Source organism: Selenomonas bovis DSM 23594 (assembly GCF_000381005.1).
Classification (GTDB): Bacteria; Bacillota; Negativicutes; order Selenomonadales; family Selenomonadaceae; genus Selenomonas_C; species Selenomonas_C bovis.
The window spans coordinates 127,931-141,802 of record NZ_KB908381.1; the positions used below are offsets into that span (position 1 = coordinate 127,931).

The 13,872-nt window shown below is 57.3% G+C and carries 15 protein-coding genes; 1 reads left to right on the forward strand and 14 read right to left on the reverse strand.

The features are described from left to right. Positions 1-18: 18 nt before the first annotated feature. From F599_RS0103185 to F599_RS0103240, 12 genes are all read right to left on the reverse strand, one after another. Complete coding sequence (locus tag F599_RS0103185; protein WP_019542088.1) at positions 19-1,053, reverse strand: hypothetical protein; 1,035 nt, start codon at positions 1,051-1,053, stop codon at positions 19-21. 24 nt (positions 1,054-1,077) lie between these two features. Next, positions 1,078-2,163: a tRNA 2-thiouridine(34) synthase MnmA gene (gene mnmA, locus F599_RS0103190; protein WP_019542089.1), complete on the reverse strand. Its 1,086-nt coding sequence runs from the start codon at positions 2,161-2,163 to the stop codon at positions 1,078-1,080. 66 nt (positions 2,164-2,229) lie between these two features. Further along, a complete protein-coding gene (locus F599_RS0103195) occupies positions 2,230-3,882 on the reverse strand; it encodes a nucleoside kinase (protein ID WP_019542090.1) in 1,653 nt (550 codons plus the stop codon). 90 nt (positions 3,883-3,972) lie between these two features. Then, the gene (locus F599_RS0103200; RefSeq protein WP_019542091.1) at positions 3,973-4,968 is read right to left on the reverse strand and encodes an inorganic phosphate transporter; all 996 of its coding nucleotides are present in this window, start codon (positions 4,966-4,968) and stop codon (positions 3,973-3,975) included. After that, the gene (locus F599_RS0103205; RefSeq protein WP_019542092.1) at positions 4,961-5,587 is read right to left on the reverse strand and encodes a DUF47 domain-containing protein; all 627 of its coding nucleotides are present in this window, start codon (positions 5,585-5,587) and stop codon (positions 4,961-4,963) included. Before F599_RS0103205 ends, F599_RS0103200 begins: the two co-directional genes overlap by 8 nt. Before the next feature lie 108 nt (positions 5,588-5,695). Then, positions 5,696-6,847 carry a cysteine desulfurase family protein gene (locus F599_RS0103210; RefSeq protein WP_019542093.1) on the reverse strand — a complete coding sequence of 384 codons (1,152 nt, stop codon included), beginning with the start codon at positions 6,845-6,847 and terminating at the stop codon, positions 5,696-5,698. Then, positions 6,844-7,287, reverse strand: coding sequence for an RrF2 family transcriptional regulator (locus F599_RS0103215; protein ID WP_019542094.1), 444 nt, complete (start codon positions 7,285-7,287; stop codon positions 6,844-6,846). The genes F599_RS0103210 and F599_RS0103215 overlap by 4 nt, the downstream gene beginning before the upstream one ends. Before the next feature lie 115 nt (positions 7,288-7,402). Continuing rightward, positions 7,403-8,728 carry a replication-associated recombination protein A gene (locus tag F599_RS0103220; protein ID WP_033369018.1) on the reverse strand — a complete coding sequence of 442 codons (1,326 nt, stop codon included), beginning with the start codon at positions 8,726-8,728 and terminating at the stop codon, positions 7,403-7,405. A 24-nt stretch (positions 8,729-8,752) separates the two neighbouring features. Next, on the reverse strand, positions 8,753-9,202 hold the full coding sequence (gene dut, locus F599_RS0103225) for a dUTP diphosphatase (RefSeq protein ID WP_019542096.1): 450 nt from the start codon (positions 9,200-9,202) through the stop codon (positions 8,753-8,755). Between the two features lie 66 nt (positions 9,203-9,268). Beyond that, complete coding sequence (gene hfq / locus F599_RS0103230; RefSeq protein ID WP_019542097.1) at positions 9,269-9,526, reverse strand: RNA chaperone Hfq; 258 nt, start codon at positions 9,524-9,526, stop codon at positions 9,269-9,271. Positions 9,527-9,633: 107 nt separating this feature from the next. Beyond that, a complete protein-coding gene (gene miaA, locus F599_RS0103235) occupies positions 9,634-10,575 on the reverse strand; it encodes a tRNA (adenosine(37)-N6)-dimethylallyltransferase MiaA (protein ID WP_019542098.1) in 942 nt (313 codons plus the stop codon). After that, entirely contained in the window at positions 10,572-11,249 is a 678-nt protein-coding gene (locus F599_RS0103240) for a metal-dependent hydrolase (protein WP_019542099.1), read from the reverse strand. Before F599_RS0103240 ends, miaA begins: the two co-directional genes overlap by 4 nt. Before the next feature lie 316 nt (positions 11,250-11,565). On the opposite strand from F599_RS0103240, the gene F599_RS15060 reads away from it, so the two are divergent. Further along, a complete protein-coding gene (locus F599_RS15060) occupies positions 11,566-12,405 on the forward strand; it encodes a thiamine diphosphokinase (RefSeq protein ID WP_026327775.1) in 840 nt (279 codons plus the stop codon). Here F599_RS15060 and F599_RS0103250 read toward each other — a convergent pair. Together F599_RS0103250 and rplT are read right to left on the reverse strand one after the other, a co-directional pair. Continuing rightward, positions 12,341-13,162 (reverse strand): TrmH family RNA methyltransferase, encoded by an 822-nt coding sequence (locus tag F599_RS0103250; protein WP_019542101.1) that lies wholly within the window; start codon positions 13,160-13,162, stop codon positions 12,341-12,343. The genes F599_RS15060 and F599_RS0103250 overlap by 65 nt on opposite strands. A 350-nt stretch (positions 13,163-13,512) precedes the next feature. Further along, positions 13,513-13,866, reverse strand: a complete 354-nt coding sequence (gene rplT, locus F599_RS0103260; protein ID WP_026327776.1) for a 50S ribosomal protein L20 — start codon at positions 13,864-13,866, stop codon at positions 13,513-13,515. Positions 13,867-13,872: the final 6 nt, after the last annotated feature.

Here is a 13,872-nt window from a genome sequence, read left to right on the forward strand (position 1 = left end):
CCGCATCATTATACCTCCTCAGGGATCCTGCGTCACACGCCGCGCAAGAAATTTTTCCTCCTGCTCGAGCGCTTTCGCCTGCCGCAGCTGGTTCTCGGCCTCGCGAATCGTCGCCGCCTGCTTGTCATCCATCCATTGCGCATAGCCCTTGGCATAGGCGATATAGCAATCGCAGATCTTCAAACGAATCTTTTGCAGGGTAGCGGCCGCTGGCGCGACATCTACGGCGCGGAGTTCCTCTCCACGCGCCTCCCAGTCAGGAATGACCGTCTCCTCCATGAGCTGCTTGAGCTTCGCTCGTGTATCGGCTGAACCGAGGGTCCCGGCTGCGAGGATATCCGCCCGCTGCCCCTCTGCCTCGCGCATGGCTGATTCATGTGCAGCGATGATGGCCGCGGTGCGGTCGAGATACTCCGTCAGCTGCGCGCGACGTGCCTTGCCAATCATGACGAGGAAATCGCGGAGATTCTCGATGGCAACAATGCGATAGCGCCCATTTTCTCCAGGAGCGAGACGCACGCGCAGCACAAACTCCTCCCCAGCCTCCTCTGAGTAGACGCGCACAAACGCCGCTGCTGTCTCCTCCTGGCTGCTCTTCTCCACTCTGTCGATGCCACGCAGGCTCGTTCCCTTGAGACCAGCTTTCTCGAGTGCGCTTTCCGCATCGAACAGCCCGGAGGCATCGCCATTCTCACTGTCATCGGGCCATGCGCCCGTCGCTACATAGTCCACGATGGCCTGATGAAAGCTCTTGACAAGTGGCGCACGCACCATCTGTGCGAAGCTCTCGACGGCCGCTTGCGCCTCGTCATTCATCGGCTGTCCTGTCTCAAGGATACCGCTCATAAAATCATCATACGAAGCATTGAGCAGCCCGTCGATATCCACGTATTCGGAAAACATGGCAACATCCTGCTTTGTCAGCGATTTTTCAACCTGCTGCAGTGCATAGTCCGGCGTACGCGTATAATGGCCGAAATACCAAGCACCCAATAAACATAAGAAGACAATCAGCACGCCGGCCAAAGCCGCCAAACGTTTCTTCCAGCGCATAGAAAAGCCCTCCCCTTTCACCGCTCAGTGAAGCGGCTGTTCAATGATACCGCCACCGACAACGGTATCACCATCGTAGAATACCACCGATTGTCCGGGCGTCACTGCCCGCTGAGGCTCCACAAAATCGACACGGACGCGTCCTTCTGCCAGTGGCGAAATGCACGCCGCCCCTTCTTTCTTCCCATAGCGTATTTTCGCCATGACATGCAGTGGTTCCTGCAGATTGTCAATGGCAATCCAATTCATATCGCCTGCAATGAGTCCACTGGCGAAGACATCGCCTGCGCTGCCAACAACCACCTGGCGATGCGCTGTATCGAGTCGCACAACATATAGCGGATGCGCCGCTGCAATGCCCAGCCCCTTGCGTTGGCCGATCGTATAGAGCGGCACGCCCGCATGGTGGCCGAGCACATGCCCGGAGAGATCGACAATGTCACCCGGCTGCAGGCAGGCGGGATTCTTCTCCTTGAGATACGCCTTGTAATCATCCCGCGGCACAAAGCAGATCTCCTGACTGTCCGGCTTCCTGGCCACCGGCAGGCCGAGCCGCTCTGCCATCGCGCGCGTCTCCACCTTCGTATACACGCCGAGCGGCATGAGGAAATGGGCGAGGCTATGCTGATTCAGGTGATACAGGGCATACGCCTGATCTTTCTTCTCGTCCAATCCCTTTTTCAGGAGCCAGCGCCCTGCCGCATCCTGCTCGATGCGCGCATAGTGACCCGTCGCTACATACGACGCACCGAGTTCCATTGCCCGCGTGAGCAGGCCCTCGAACTTCACATAACGGTTGCACGCAATGCATGGATTCGGCGTCCAACCTTTCGCATAGTTCGCGAGAAAATCATCGATGACCTTCTCGCGGAAGAGTTCCTTGAAGTCCATCACATAATGGGGAATACCGATGATTTCACAGACACGGCGCGCATCAGCCACGGCGCTTAGCGAGCAGCAACCCCTATCGTTTTCCTCGAAGTCGCGGCTCTCATCGGCAAGGCGCATCGTAATGCCGATGACATCATATCCCTGCTCCTTGAGCAGCGCCGCCGTCAAGGAACTGTCTACACCGCCGCTCATACCAACGACGACACGTTTTTTTTCCATTGCTTCGCCTGTCTTTCCTGAAATATCCTTGGAAAATACTGATTCCTTCAGCGCAACCTTACTCTGTCACTTGAAAAAGACGGATTTCCCGATGAATTCCCTGAGCAGGGAATTATTCGGAACTTCGTCCTCTGCCTCGATGTCATCAAAATACTGACAGAAATCGAGCAACTGCTGCGCGAGCACATGCTCCGGCGCTTCCACCGGCACCACCTCGAGCAATGGCTTCGCGTATTTTTTCAATATGCCGAGCTCGTAGATGAGCGCGGAATTGAACATGACATCGGCTTCCTCCTGGAACGGAAAGATGTTGCGCTCCTCTCCGCGCCGGACATCCGGCCACTGGCGCAGAGTCTTGAGCGCTATCGCGCCGCGGAACTGATAATCCCGCACGAGGCGTCGCATGAGGCGTGCGCCTGTCGTGGGAATGCGGTTATGCGCATCGATATTGAGCTGTGTGAGCGCACTCACGTAGATCTTGTATTTATTACGGCGCGGTACTGCGGCGGAAAGCGATTCGTTAAGCCCGTGAATGCCCTCGATGATGATGGGCTGCTTGGGCGTGATAGCGAGCGGTTCGTAATGTCCCCACTCCCGTTCACCAGTGAGGAAATTATAATACGGCAGCTTGACCTCCTCCCCCTTGAGCAGGGCGACCATCTGCTGGTTGAACAGAGGGACATCGAGCGCTTCAAGCGCCTCGAAATCATAGGCCCCTTCCGGCGTGCGCGGCGTATCCGCCCGATTGCGAAAGTAATCGTCCAAGGAGATGGACACCGGCTCAAGACCATTCACGCGCAGCTGGATGCGGAGGCGCTGTGCGAACGAAGTCTTCCCTGAGGAAGACGGCCCGGCAATGAGTACGAGGCGCAGCTCGTCGCTCCGCTTTGCGATGTGGTCGGCAATCTCAGCGAGCTTTTTCTCCTGGAGCGCCTCCGAGATGCGGATAACATCACCGATCTTGCCAGTGCGGTTCAACCGATTGAGATCCGACACATAGTCGCAGTGCAATATATCTGCCCACCGTTTTGCTTCGAGGAGCACATGGCTGAGCTTCGGCTGCGGCACAGCCGCGGGCACTTCACCACTGGATGTGAGCGACGGTGTCCGCAGCAAAAGCCCCGGTGCGTAAAAATCAAGCGCGAATTTTCCAAGCATGCCCGTGCGCCCGAGCATCGCACCATAAAGATAATCCTCGTAATCTCCGCACCGGTAAATACTCACGATGTCCCGCTGCATCGCGGCGATGAGATTTGCTTTTTCCAGAGAATTGACGCGCCGGAAACGCTCCGCCGCCTCATCCCGCGGCAGGAAAGATTTCACGATGGGACGATCCTCCCGCACGATGACCCGCATGCGCTCTTCGATGCGAGTGACATCTTCCTGCGTCAGTCTCCTCTTCCCAAGGCAAACTTCGATGAACAATCCTTTGTTAGCGGAAAAATCCACTTTGACTTCAGCCGTTGCATCGAGCTCGTGAACTGCCGTGATGAGCAGAAAGACGACACTGCGCCGATAGACATCCCATCCTTCTTTGCTCGCGAGCGGAAAGTATGTGATGACCTGGCACCCATCCACAGGATTCTGCAGATCATGTATCTCACCATCGAGATTCGCCGCAGCAAAATCCGCCGCATGCGCAGAATCATACTCCATGAGCAAGCTGCCTGCTGTCGTTCCTGGCGCAGGCGTCGGGATTTTCTTGCCATTCCATAACATGATGCTCTCTCCCCTCTATACGAAGAAGGAACCACACTTCACCGCAGCATGGTTCCTCCCCAAGAAGACATAACAATCGCCGAATCATTCTCATAAAAACATAAGTATCACCTTATACGCCAGTGCTCCGATCACAGCTGTCGACGGAATCGTCATGACCCAAGCCGCTACCATCTGCTGCGCAACGCCCCAACGCACTGCGCTCAAGCGCTTCGCCGTGCCGACACCCATGATGGAGCCGGATACGACATGCGTCGTGGAAACAGGCAAGTGGAGCAATGTTGCCGAGAAGATAACGATGGAAGAATTGAGGTCAGCTGCAAAGCCGGATATCGGCTCCAGCTTGAAAATCTTGCCGCCAATCGTCTTGATGATCCGCCAACCGCCGACAGCTGTACCGCATGCCATCGCTGTCGCCGCAAGAAGCTTAACAAACGTCGGCACCTCGAATACCTCGATGTAGCCACCCGCAAGCAACGCCAGCGTAATGATGCCCATCGACTTCTGCGCGTCATTCGAACCATGTGAAAACGCCATCATTGCCGCGGAGAGAATCTGCATCTTCTTGAACTTGCCATTGACTGCCGACGGACTGAACCGACCAAATACGCAGAACAGCAGCGTCATGACGAGACAACCCGTGATGATCGCGATGAGCGGCGAGAGGATCAGCGAAAGCACGATTTTGCCGATGCCGTAGAAATTGAGCCCATCAGGGCCGACGGAAATCAACACGGCGCCGATGATGCCGCCGACCAGCGCATGGGAGGAACTCGAAGGCAGCGCGAGCCACCAGGTGAGGATATTCCATAGCACCGCGCCGATGAGCGCGGCGATGATGATGTGTTCATCGACATGTTGCGCACTCTTGACGATGTCGGCGCCGATGGTTTTCGCGACGCCCGTGCTGTACATCGCTCCCGCGAAATTGAGCACAGCCGCCATGATGATCGCGTGGCTCGGATGAAGTGCCCGCGTAGAGACAGATGTCGCGATGGCATTGGCTGTATCATGAAACCCGTTGATGAAGTCAAAGAGCAGCGCGAGCCCTATGACAGTGAAAATCATGACCTGCAGCTCAGGCATATTTCATTACCACGCCGCGAATCATGTCGGAGAGCTTCTCGCAATGATCGAGCGTCTCTTCCAAGTTTTCGAGGATGTCCTTCCATTTGATAAGCTCAATCGGATCCTTGCACTTATCAAAGAGATACGCCATCTCGTGGCGATACACACGGTCGCCCTCGCTCTCAAGGCGCGCAATCTTATGAGCGGAGTCGAGAATCTGTGCCTGGTTCTTCTTGATGTTCTTCAGGAGGGAAAATGCCTTGATGATCTCCTCCGTACATTCGATGAGTAGCTTCGTCAGGGAAATCGCGCCTGGCATCGCCTCTCCTGTACGATACATGACCATGCGCTGCAGCGTTCCCTGCAGGAGATCCACGCCGTCGTCCAGCGAATTGGCCAAAGCATAGATATCCTCGCGGTCGATTGGCGTGATGAACGTCATATTGAGCTTGTCGATGATCTTGTCATTGACAGCGTCAGCCTCATGCTCGATGTCATTGATTTCCTTCACCTTGTCGGATGCCTTGCTGTAATCAAGCATGACTTCATCCATCATAAGCGCGCCTTTGTAAAAATACTGGGCGCTCATGATGAATAAATCATAGAACTCTGTGTCCTTCTTCTTGAAATTGAACATTAATTCTCGAGTCCTCCCCATTTTTATCACATACACACAGATTACTATATCATTTCTGAACCTGTCCAGCAATAAAAATTTCAAAGGAAGGACACCATCGCTTCCTGCTCACTGGCGACGGATATCCGCGACGATTTCCTGCAGAGCAGCAAGAAAGGACGCCACTTCCGCTTCAGTCGTAAAGCGGCCGATCGTCACGCGCAGTGCTGACTGCGCGTGCTCTGCATCCTGCCCCATGGCGCGCAGAACATGCGACGGCTCAAGGGAACCCGCGCTGCAGGCGCTGCCGGCGGAAATGGCAAAGCCTGCCATATCGAGACGAATGAGCAGCGTGTCCTGCCTTATGCCAGCGATACCAAAGCTCAGATGCCCCGGCAGGCAAGATGCCGCGTCGAGAGGCCCATTGCGCCAGCTGCCGCGAATCTCCCGCACCCCTGCTGCCAGGCTTTCCCGCAGGGAGCGCAGCCGCTGTGCCTCATCCCTGAGTGCCTCCTCCGCAAGCGCAGCGGCGCACCCGAGGCCTACGATGGCGGGTACGTTCTCCGTACCTGCGCGCAAGCCGCGTTCCTGCGCCCCGCCGTGCACGAAAGCGTCCGGCACGACGCCGCGCCGCAGATAGAGTGCGCCGACACCCTTGGGCGCATAAAGCTTATGGCCGGAGAGCGAGAGCGCATCCACGCTGAGCGCCTGGACGTCTACCGGCAGATGGCCCACTGCCTGCACGCCATCCGTGTGGAAGAATATTCCGCGCGCGCGGCAAAACGCTCCGATCTCAGCAATCGGCTCGATGGTGCCGACCTCATTGTTCGCAAGCATCACGCTCACGATACCAGTCGTCTCATCGACTGTCTGCGCAAGTACCGAAAAGGACACTTTTCCCTCCCTGTCAACAGGAAGATACCGCACGGAAAATCCCTGACGAGCCAGCCATTCGCAGGTGCGGAGTACGGCGTGATGCTCGACGGCTGTCGTGACGATGCCGCAGGGACGCCCCGCGGCGCGCAGGGAAAACGCCATGCCCTTGAGCGCCCAATTATCGCTCTCGCTGCCGCCGCTCGTAAAGAAAATCTCCTCAGGAGATGCCCCAAGGAGAGAAGCTGTCTGTCGTCGCGCTTTTTCCACAGCCGCCCGCGCGTCGCGCCCGAAGGAATACTGGCTCGACGGATTGCCATATAGGCCAGCGAGCGCCTCCGCTACGCATGACGTGACGCGCGGATCCGGCGGCGTCGTCGCCGCGTAGTCAAGATACACAGACTTCATCTGCCGCACCCCACATTGCCGTGGCGCCCGTCCCTGCATAGGTCCGCCAGCGTGATGCTCCCGAGCACCTCATTGATGCTGTCGCAGACCTTTTCCCAGATGCCTCGCGTCACACACTCGCCTGCCCGTGCGCAGGGATGCTGCGATTTCTCATCCGCGAGCAGGCAGTCAACGAGCGCAATGGGCCCTTCCGCCGCTGTGATGATATCGCAGATCGTAATCTGCTCCGGCGCGCGCGCAAGCTCATACCCGCCCTGTGCGCCGCGGGTGCTCGTCACAAGGCCTGCCTTGCGCAATGTGCCCATGAGCTGCTCGAGATAATTCTCAGAAAGGCCCTGGCTCAGGGCAATGGTCTTGAGCGGCACGATACCCTTGCCATAGTGCTGGGCAAGTTCATAAAGCGCCGTGACACTGTAACGCCCCTTTGTCGATAATTTCATATCAGCACCTCGAATCCCGAGTGATTCTGTCAGATTTCTTTATTCCTATGATAGCAAACCGCCGGCCACTTGTCAAAGCGGCCGACAGATGCCAGGCTTCATAATCAGTGATTCGTCAATACCGCTGCGGCCAGCAATCATGCAGGTACGCGCCGAGTCGCGCCTCTGCGCCGTTCTCCGTCGGCCGATAGTAGCGCGCCTGCTTCAGCTTATCCGGCAGATACTGCTGCGGCGTGAAGTGCCCCGCATAGTCGTGCGGATAAACATACGTCGTGCCATGACCGAGTGCTGCCGCCCCCTTGTAATGCGCGTCTCGCAAATGCAGAGGCACCCCGCCGCAATTCTTGCTGCGCACGTCCTTGAGCGCCGTCTCGATACCGCGATAGGCCGCGTTGCTCTTCGGCGCTGACGCGACATACGTCACCGCCTGCCCAAGCGTGATACGCGCCTCCGGCAGTCCGATGAACTGCACAGCCTGCGCTGCTGCCATCGCGACGACGAGTGCCATCGGATCGGCATTCCCTACGTCTTCCGAGGCACAGATAACGATGCGGCGCGCGATGAAATTGACATCCTCGCCGCCCGCGAGCATGCGTGCGAGGTAATGCAAGGCTGCATCCGGATCGCTGCCGCGCATGCTCTTGATGAAAGCAGACGCTGTATCGTAATGATTATCGCCTTTCTTATCATACGACTGGACACGCTCTCCGAGGATGCTCTCAAGAAGCTCCTGCGTCAATGTGCCGCCGGTCGGTGGCAGCATCGCGGCCATCTCCTCGAGCAGATTGAGTGCCATGCGGGCATCTCCGCCCGCGAACTGCGCAATCGCGGCGAGGATACCGTCCGCCGCTTTGATGGAACGACCGCCCAGTCCCCTGTCGCTGTCCGTGAGCGCCCGCTCACAAATGCTTGCAACCTGTGCGTCGGTGAGCTTCTGCAGCCGCACGACGCGCACACGAGAGAGCAAAGCGTGATTCACCTCGAAAAAGGGATTCTCCGTCGTCGCGCCAATCAAGATGAGACGTCCATCCTCGACGTAGGGGAGCAGCACATCCTGCTGGCTCTTGTTGAACCTGTGGATCTCATCGATGAACACGATAGTGCGACGCGCATAGAACTTCCGCTGCTCCTCCGCCTCTTTGACGATGGCACGCAGATCCGCGATGCCCGAGGCCACCGCATTGAGTTTCTCGAACACGCTATGCGTGTGCGCGGCAATCATCTGGGCAAGCGTCGTCTTGCCCGTGCCCGGCGGCCCGAAGAGGATCATGGACGGCACCTGGTCCGCCTCCATCATGCGGCGCAGGAAACGTCCGGCACCGACGGCTTCCTGCTGCCCGACAAACTCCTCGAATGTACGCGGCCGCATCCGCTGCGCAAGCGGCACAAATCGCGCTGCGCCGCCTGACGATGCTTCCTCTGCCGCGGAAAACAAATCCATATCCTCCATGTGCGTTCTGCCTCCTCAGCCGCGTCCCGTAGAGCCGAAACCGCCCTTGCGTATGCCGCCTGCCGCATCGTCGTCCGCCATAAGATAGTGCGAAAAAATCCCTTGGGCCAGTCGCTCCCCCTTGTGCACAGTGAGCGGCGAAGTGCCAAGATTAAGCACAGCGACCTGTATGTGTCCTTCATTCTGCTCGTTTCCATAATAATCAGCGTCGATGACGCCGATGCCGTTGGCAAGCAGCAGCGAATGGCGCAGTGCCATACTCGAGCGGATGGAGATGCAGAGCACCTCCCCCGGCTGCATATACGCCTTGAGCCCTGTCGGCACCAGCGTCACGCGACCGGGCGACAGGACGGTATCCGCCGCCGCCGCGAGATCATAGCCCGCGCTCGCCGCCGTCTTGCGCTGCGGCAGCGCGATGCCCTGCCCTGCATACGCCGTCACTACCTCGAACCCTCGTTGCTTCATTCCTTTTCCCTCCAACGAAAAATACTGCCCTTCCGTGCAGGAACGGCAGTATCGGTCAGGAAGATGTCATGCCTCTTCCTTTTTTTCCGCTTTCTCACTCGTGAAATTCGTATTGATGGGACGCGCCGGCGTCACCGTGGAAATGGCATGCTTGTAGATCATCTGCTGTTTGCCCATGGAGTCGATGATAACCGTGAAGTTATCAAAGCCGCGTACATTTCCCTTGATCTGGAAGCCATTGACGAGATGAACCGTCACGGCGACATTCTCCTTACGCACCTGATTCAGGAAACTATCCTGAAGATTGATGGTTTTCGTTACCACTGAAATCACCTCAACTAAAATTCTTGCCGACATACTGCGCTTGAGGAGTGACGAATGTATCCGCCTTTCCGCGCCCTGCACTTGCCGCTATGGTCTTATTTCGACTCTTAACGGAAAAATCCTCTTATATTCCAAAGAATCTCGTTAAGAATCTTTTCCTCAGACTTGCCTGATACATCAAACCAATGAATATACCCCATCCGGCGAAACCACGTGAGCTGGCGCTTCGCAAAATGTCGCGTCGCACGCGCGATGGCGGCGAGCGCTTCCTCCCACGTGCCGTGATCAGCGAGATATGCCGCCATTTCCTTGTAGCCGATGCCTTGCATTGGTTGCATATCGGGCGTCACACCAACTGCGAGCAAGCCGCGCACTTCAGCCGCGAGTCCCTGCGCTGCCATCGCTCTCACGCGCGCGTCGATGCGCGCATAAAGCTCCGCGCGCGAACGTGCGAGGCCGATGACATAGACATCATAAGCAAGGTTGCCGCGCTTGCGACGAGAGATCGACTCTCCGCCAGTCGATGCGACCTCAAGCGCCCGGATGACGCGACGTACATTGTGCGGATGAATGGTGCTGGCCGCTACGGGGTCCTTTTCCCGCAGAAGCGCATAGATATAGTCGCCGCCGCGCTCGTCAGCAACCGCCTGCATTCTCGCGCGAAAGGCTGCATCGCCCCCCGCAGCATTAAACGCATAGCCCTCGAGGAGCGACTGCACATAGAGGCCGGTACCACCGACGAGCAACGGCAGACGCCCCTTCTCGTTGAGCGAGTGGATCAGCCGCCCTGCCTCCTGCTGGAATTCCTGCACACTGTAACGCTCCTCCGGCGCCCGGATATCGATGAGATGATGCACGATGCCGCCGCGCTCTTCCCATGTAGGTTTGGCCGTCCCCACATCGAAACCTCGATAGACGAGCATGGAATCTCCAGATATAATCTCTGCCCGGAGCGCTTGCGCCAATCCGATGGAAAGCGCTGTCTTGCCGACAGCCGTCGGACCGAGCAGGACAATGAGACGATCTTTTCCCTGTCGTGTCTTCTTCATGCCAGCGAGAGCGACTGCCCCGGGGCTACGATGTGAACCTCCGCCTTGGACATCGCCTCCGTGACCTCCTTGTATTTTTTCACATCCTGCGCGATGACAGGCCATGTGTCATAGTGCATCGGGATGACGTGGCGCGCGCCGAGCCACTGCGCCGCGAGTGCCGCGTCCTCGAGCCCCATCGTATAATAATCGCCAATCGGCAGCAGCGCATAGTCAATGGCATCCTTGCGGCCGATCAGCTGCATATCGCTGAAGAGCGCCGTATCCCCCGCGAAGTAGATGACACTCCCGCCAAAGTAGACGACGAAGCCACAGGCAATGCCGCCGGCAACGCCTGCGCTGTGCTGGGCAAGCGTCAGCCGTACCTTGCCGAACGGCAGCGTGGTCGAACCGCCGAGATTCATGCCATGCAATTTCATCGCATCGACCTGCTGGCCGAGCAGAGCCAGCACCTCCGGTGTCCCCACAACCTCTGCGCCCGTGCGCGCGGCAATCGCACCCGCATCGCCGATGTGGTCTCCATGCGCATGTGAGACAAGGATGAAATCTGCCTCCACCTCATCTGCCTTGATGGTGGCCGCAGGATTCCCCGTGAGGAACGGATCCGTCAGCAGCTTGTATTTCCCATCATCGAGCAGGAAACAGGAATGACCGTAATACGTGAACGTTACCATAGTATCTCCCCTCCATATGTGCAGTGCAATTTCCTTAGGGAACCGCTGATTAAATGAGGTGCTCCGGATTTACGTGGATGCGCTGTACTCTTCGGAGACAAACCGCAGGCGTAGCCAAAGCTACGCTGAGGATGTCAGGGCGACGAGAGGACAGTGCAGACGCGTGAAGACGAAGCACCGAATGAATCAGGGGTTCCTTAGGCGCCCTACGAATTTACGTGTGCCCTCACCAGTGTTACAATAATTATAGCATAGAACGTCACGCAGAAAAACATCTGCATGACGAACCAAGGAACCCAAGGAAGGAGCGTGTCCCATGACGAAAGAAGAACTCAATCTGCCGCAAGTGCAAGTGAATTTCCACCGCCCACTGCCAGAAGCCTGCCGTCTGCTCGTGCTCGGCGGCAGAACACCCGCCACGAATTGGTTGCAGACACTTCTGGAACAGTCTCCTGCACCGAAGCTCTGGGCCATCGATCACGGCGTTGATGCCTGCCGCAGCGCATCTGCCCTGCCGGATGTCCTCCTCGGCGATGCCGACAGCGCGGCACCGGAAAACTGGTCCTGGGGCGCAGCCCACGCCGCTGTCACGGAACGCCACCCTCCAGAAAAAGATCTCACCGATACGCAGCTCGCCCTCGCGCGCGCTGCCGAGCAAGCGCCTGCCGTCTTGCTGCTCACGGGCGCTTTCGGCGGACGTTTTGACCACGCATTCAGCACAGTCTTTTCCGCTGCACAGCAGCCTGGCACATGCCTGCTCGCCGACGACCGGGAGATCCTGCTGTTCGTCCGTGGCGGCGAGCAGATCAGCATCCACTGCCTGCAGGCACCGGCTGCCATTTCCTTGCTGCCGCTCACGGAACGCGTGCAGGGCGTCACGCTCACTGGCACGCATTGGCCACTCGTGGACGCATCACTCATACAGGCCAAGCCGTATGCCGTGAGCAATGTGCTCGCGGCTGACGCGAACACCATCGACGTTCATATCCGCCAGGGGATACTCGGTGTCCACCTCGTCTTCGAGTCAGCAAGCGATACTCTGCATTGCCCAAGTAGAGAACACGGAGATCTCTGCTCATCTTGCCGTTCACTCAGCGCATGTGACGCTGACGAACCACCTCGTAAAGCACAACAGCAGATGACACCGCAACGTTGAGCGATTCCGCGCGTCCGAACATGGGAATATAGATTTTCTTGCTCTCATCAAGCAGTTCTCTGGAGACGCCATTCCCCTCATTGCCGAATATGATGCCTGTGGCGCCTGTATAATCTGCCGCAAAATGAGGTTCAGCCGCCGCGTCGAGCGCCGTTGCATAAAGGCGCAGCCGCTCGGCGCCAGCAAACCGAAAGAAGTCCTCTCGCGACACCTCCACAGCAAGCGGCAGATAAAAGAGCGACCCCATCGCCGCGCGCACCACCTTGGGACTGAAAGCGTCGGTGCAGCCTTTGAGTAGGATTACTCCTGACATGCCGGCAGCATCCGCAGTGCGCAGGATCGTGCCGAGATTGCCAGGATCCTGTACGCCGTCGAGGACGACGTAGCACGGACGTGCGCCCGCCTCTCTCCCGAGTGCATCCAGCGTCAGCGTCTTGCGCACAAGGACGAGCAGCAGTCCCTGTGGATGCTCCGTGCCACTCGCCTTTGCGTACAGAGCCTCACTCACACAGCCTACGGGAACCAGCTTTTCCTTCAATTGTGCGAGAATCTTCCGCACGCGCGGCTGCTGCACCGCATGCTCCGAGACAAGCGCAAAGGAAATCTGCCAATTTGACGCAGCCGCCATTTCAGCCAGCCGTACACCTTCTGCCACAAAGAGGCCCATCTTCGCTCTCTGCTTTCTCTGCTGCAGACGCGCCGCCAACTTGATTTTTGCATTGGCTTCACTCGTGATGCGCTCCCATGTCTCCTGCATCGTACTCCTCCCAATTCACCAATCATAATTTCATACGGCTGCACGCACAAATATGCACTGCATGGATATCATGCATCTGTCTTAATAGCAAATTACATGCACAAACAGCCACTTTGCAAACATTGTGCATCGCCCTTACAGTAAATCCTGCCAATTGCGTTGCGCCTACGGCTTGTTTTCTTGGGGATTTACACAGTAAAGCAGGCTGCTGCATAACCATCTGCTATGCAACAGCCTGCTTTCATATTCCTTAGAAGCTTTCGATGAACCGCATCCCACCGCCACGCAACTCATGATTTGCAAAGAGGAGCATAGCGTTGCAGAAAACGAAAACGTTCATCGGCTATTCCTTAGAGATTCTCTTTTGCAACAGCGACAATCTTCGCGAATGCCTGTGCATCGGAAATCGCGAGATCCGCAAGCATCTTGCGATTGACTTCGACGCCGGCCTTCGTGAGGCCGCAGACGAGACGGCTGTAGGAAATGCCGTTCGTGCGAGCAGCTGCATTGATGCGAGCAATCCAGAGACGGCGGAAGTTGCCCTTCTTCGCGCGACGATCGCGGCGCGCGTAGTAGAGAGCCTTCATGACAGTCTCATTTGCTTTCTTGAACTGTTTGCTCTTGGAACCCTTGTAGCCCTTGGCGAGCTTCAGAATCTTCTTATGGCGTCTATGTGCAGTCACACCGACTTTAACTCTTGGCATGTTTCG

Bases quoted from the DNA above. Each gene is read 5' to 3' on its own strand.
- F599_RS0103185 (WP_019542088.1), bottom strand. From the start codon at position 1,053: ATGCGCTGGAAGAAACGTTTGGCGGCTTTGGCCGGCGTGCTGATTGTC.
- mnmA (WP_019542089.1), bottom strand. From the start codon at position 2,163: ATGGAAAAAAAACGTGTCGTCGTTGGTATGAGCGGCGGTGTAGACAGT.
- F599_RS0103195 (WP_019542090.1), bottom strand. From the start codon at position 3,882: ATGTTATGGAATGGCAAGAAAATCCCGACGCCTGCGCCAGGAACGACA.
- F599_RS0103200 (WP_019542091.1), bottom strand. From the start codon at position 4,968: ATGCCTGAGCTGCAGGTCATGATTTTCACTGTCATAGGGCTCGCGCTG.
- F599_RS0103205 (WP_019542092.1), bottom strand. From the start codon at position 5,587: ATGTTCAATTTCAAGAAGAAGGACACAGAGTTCTATGATTTATTCATC.
- F599_RS0103210 (WP_019542093.1), bottom strand. From the start codon at position 6,847: ATGAAGTCTGTGTATCTTGACTACGCGGCGACGACGCCGCCGGATCCG.
- F599_RS0103215 (WP_019542094.1), bottom strand. From the start codon at position 7,287: ATGAAATTATCGACAAAGGGGCGTTACAGTGTCACGGCGCTTTATGAA.
- F599_RS0103220 (WP_033369018.1), bottom strand. From the start codon at position 8,728: ATGGATTTGTTTTCCGCGGCAGAGGAAGCATCGTCAGGCGGCGCAGCG.
- dut (WP_019542096.1), bottom strand. From the start codon at position 9,202: ATGAAGCAACGAGGGTTCGAGGTAGTGACGGCGTATGCAGGGCAGGGC.
- miaA (WP_019542098.1), bottom strand. From the start codon at position 10,575: ATGAAGAAGACACGACAGGGAAAAGATCGTCTCATTGTCCTGCTCGGT.
- F599_RS0103240 (WP_019542099.1), bottom strand. From the start codon at position 11,249: ATGGTAACGTTCACGTATTACGGTCATTCCTGTTTCCTGCTCGATGAT.
- F599_RS15060 (WP_026327775.1), top strand. From the start codon at position 11,566: ATGACGAAAGAAGAACTCAATCTGCCGCAAGTGCAAGTGAATTTCCAC.
- F599_RS0103250 (WP_019542101.1), bottom strand. From the start codon at position 13,162: ATGCAGGAGACATGGGAGCGCATCACGAGTGAAGCCAATGCAAAAATC.
- rplT (WP_026327776.1), bottom strand. From the start codon at position 13,866: ATGCCAAGAGTTAAAGTCGGTGTGACTGCACATAGACGCCATAAGAAG.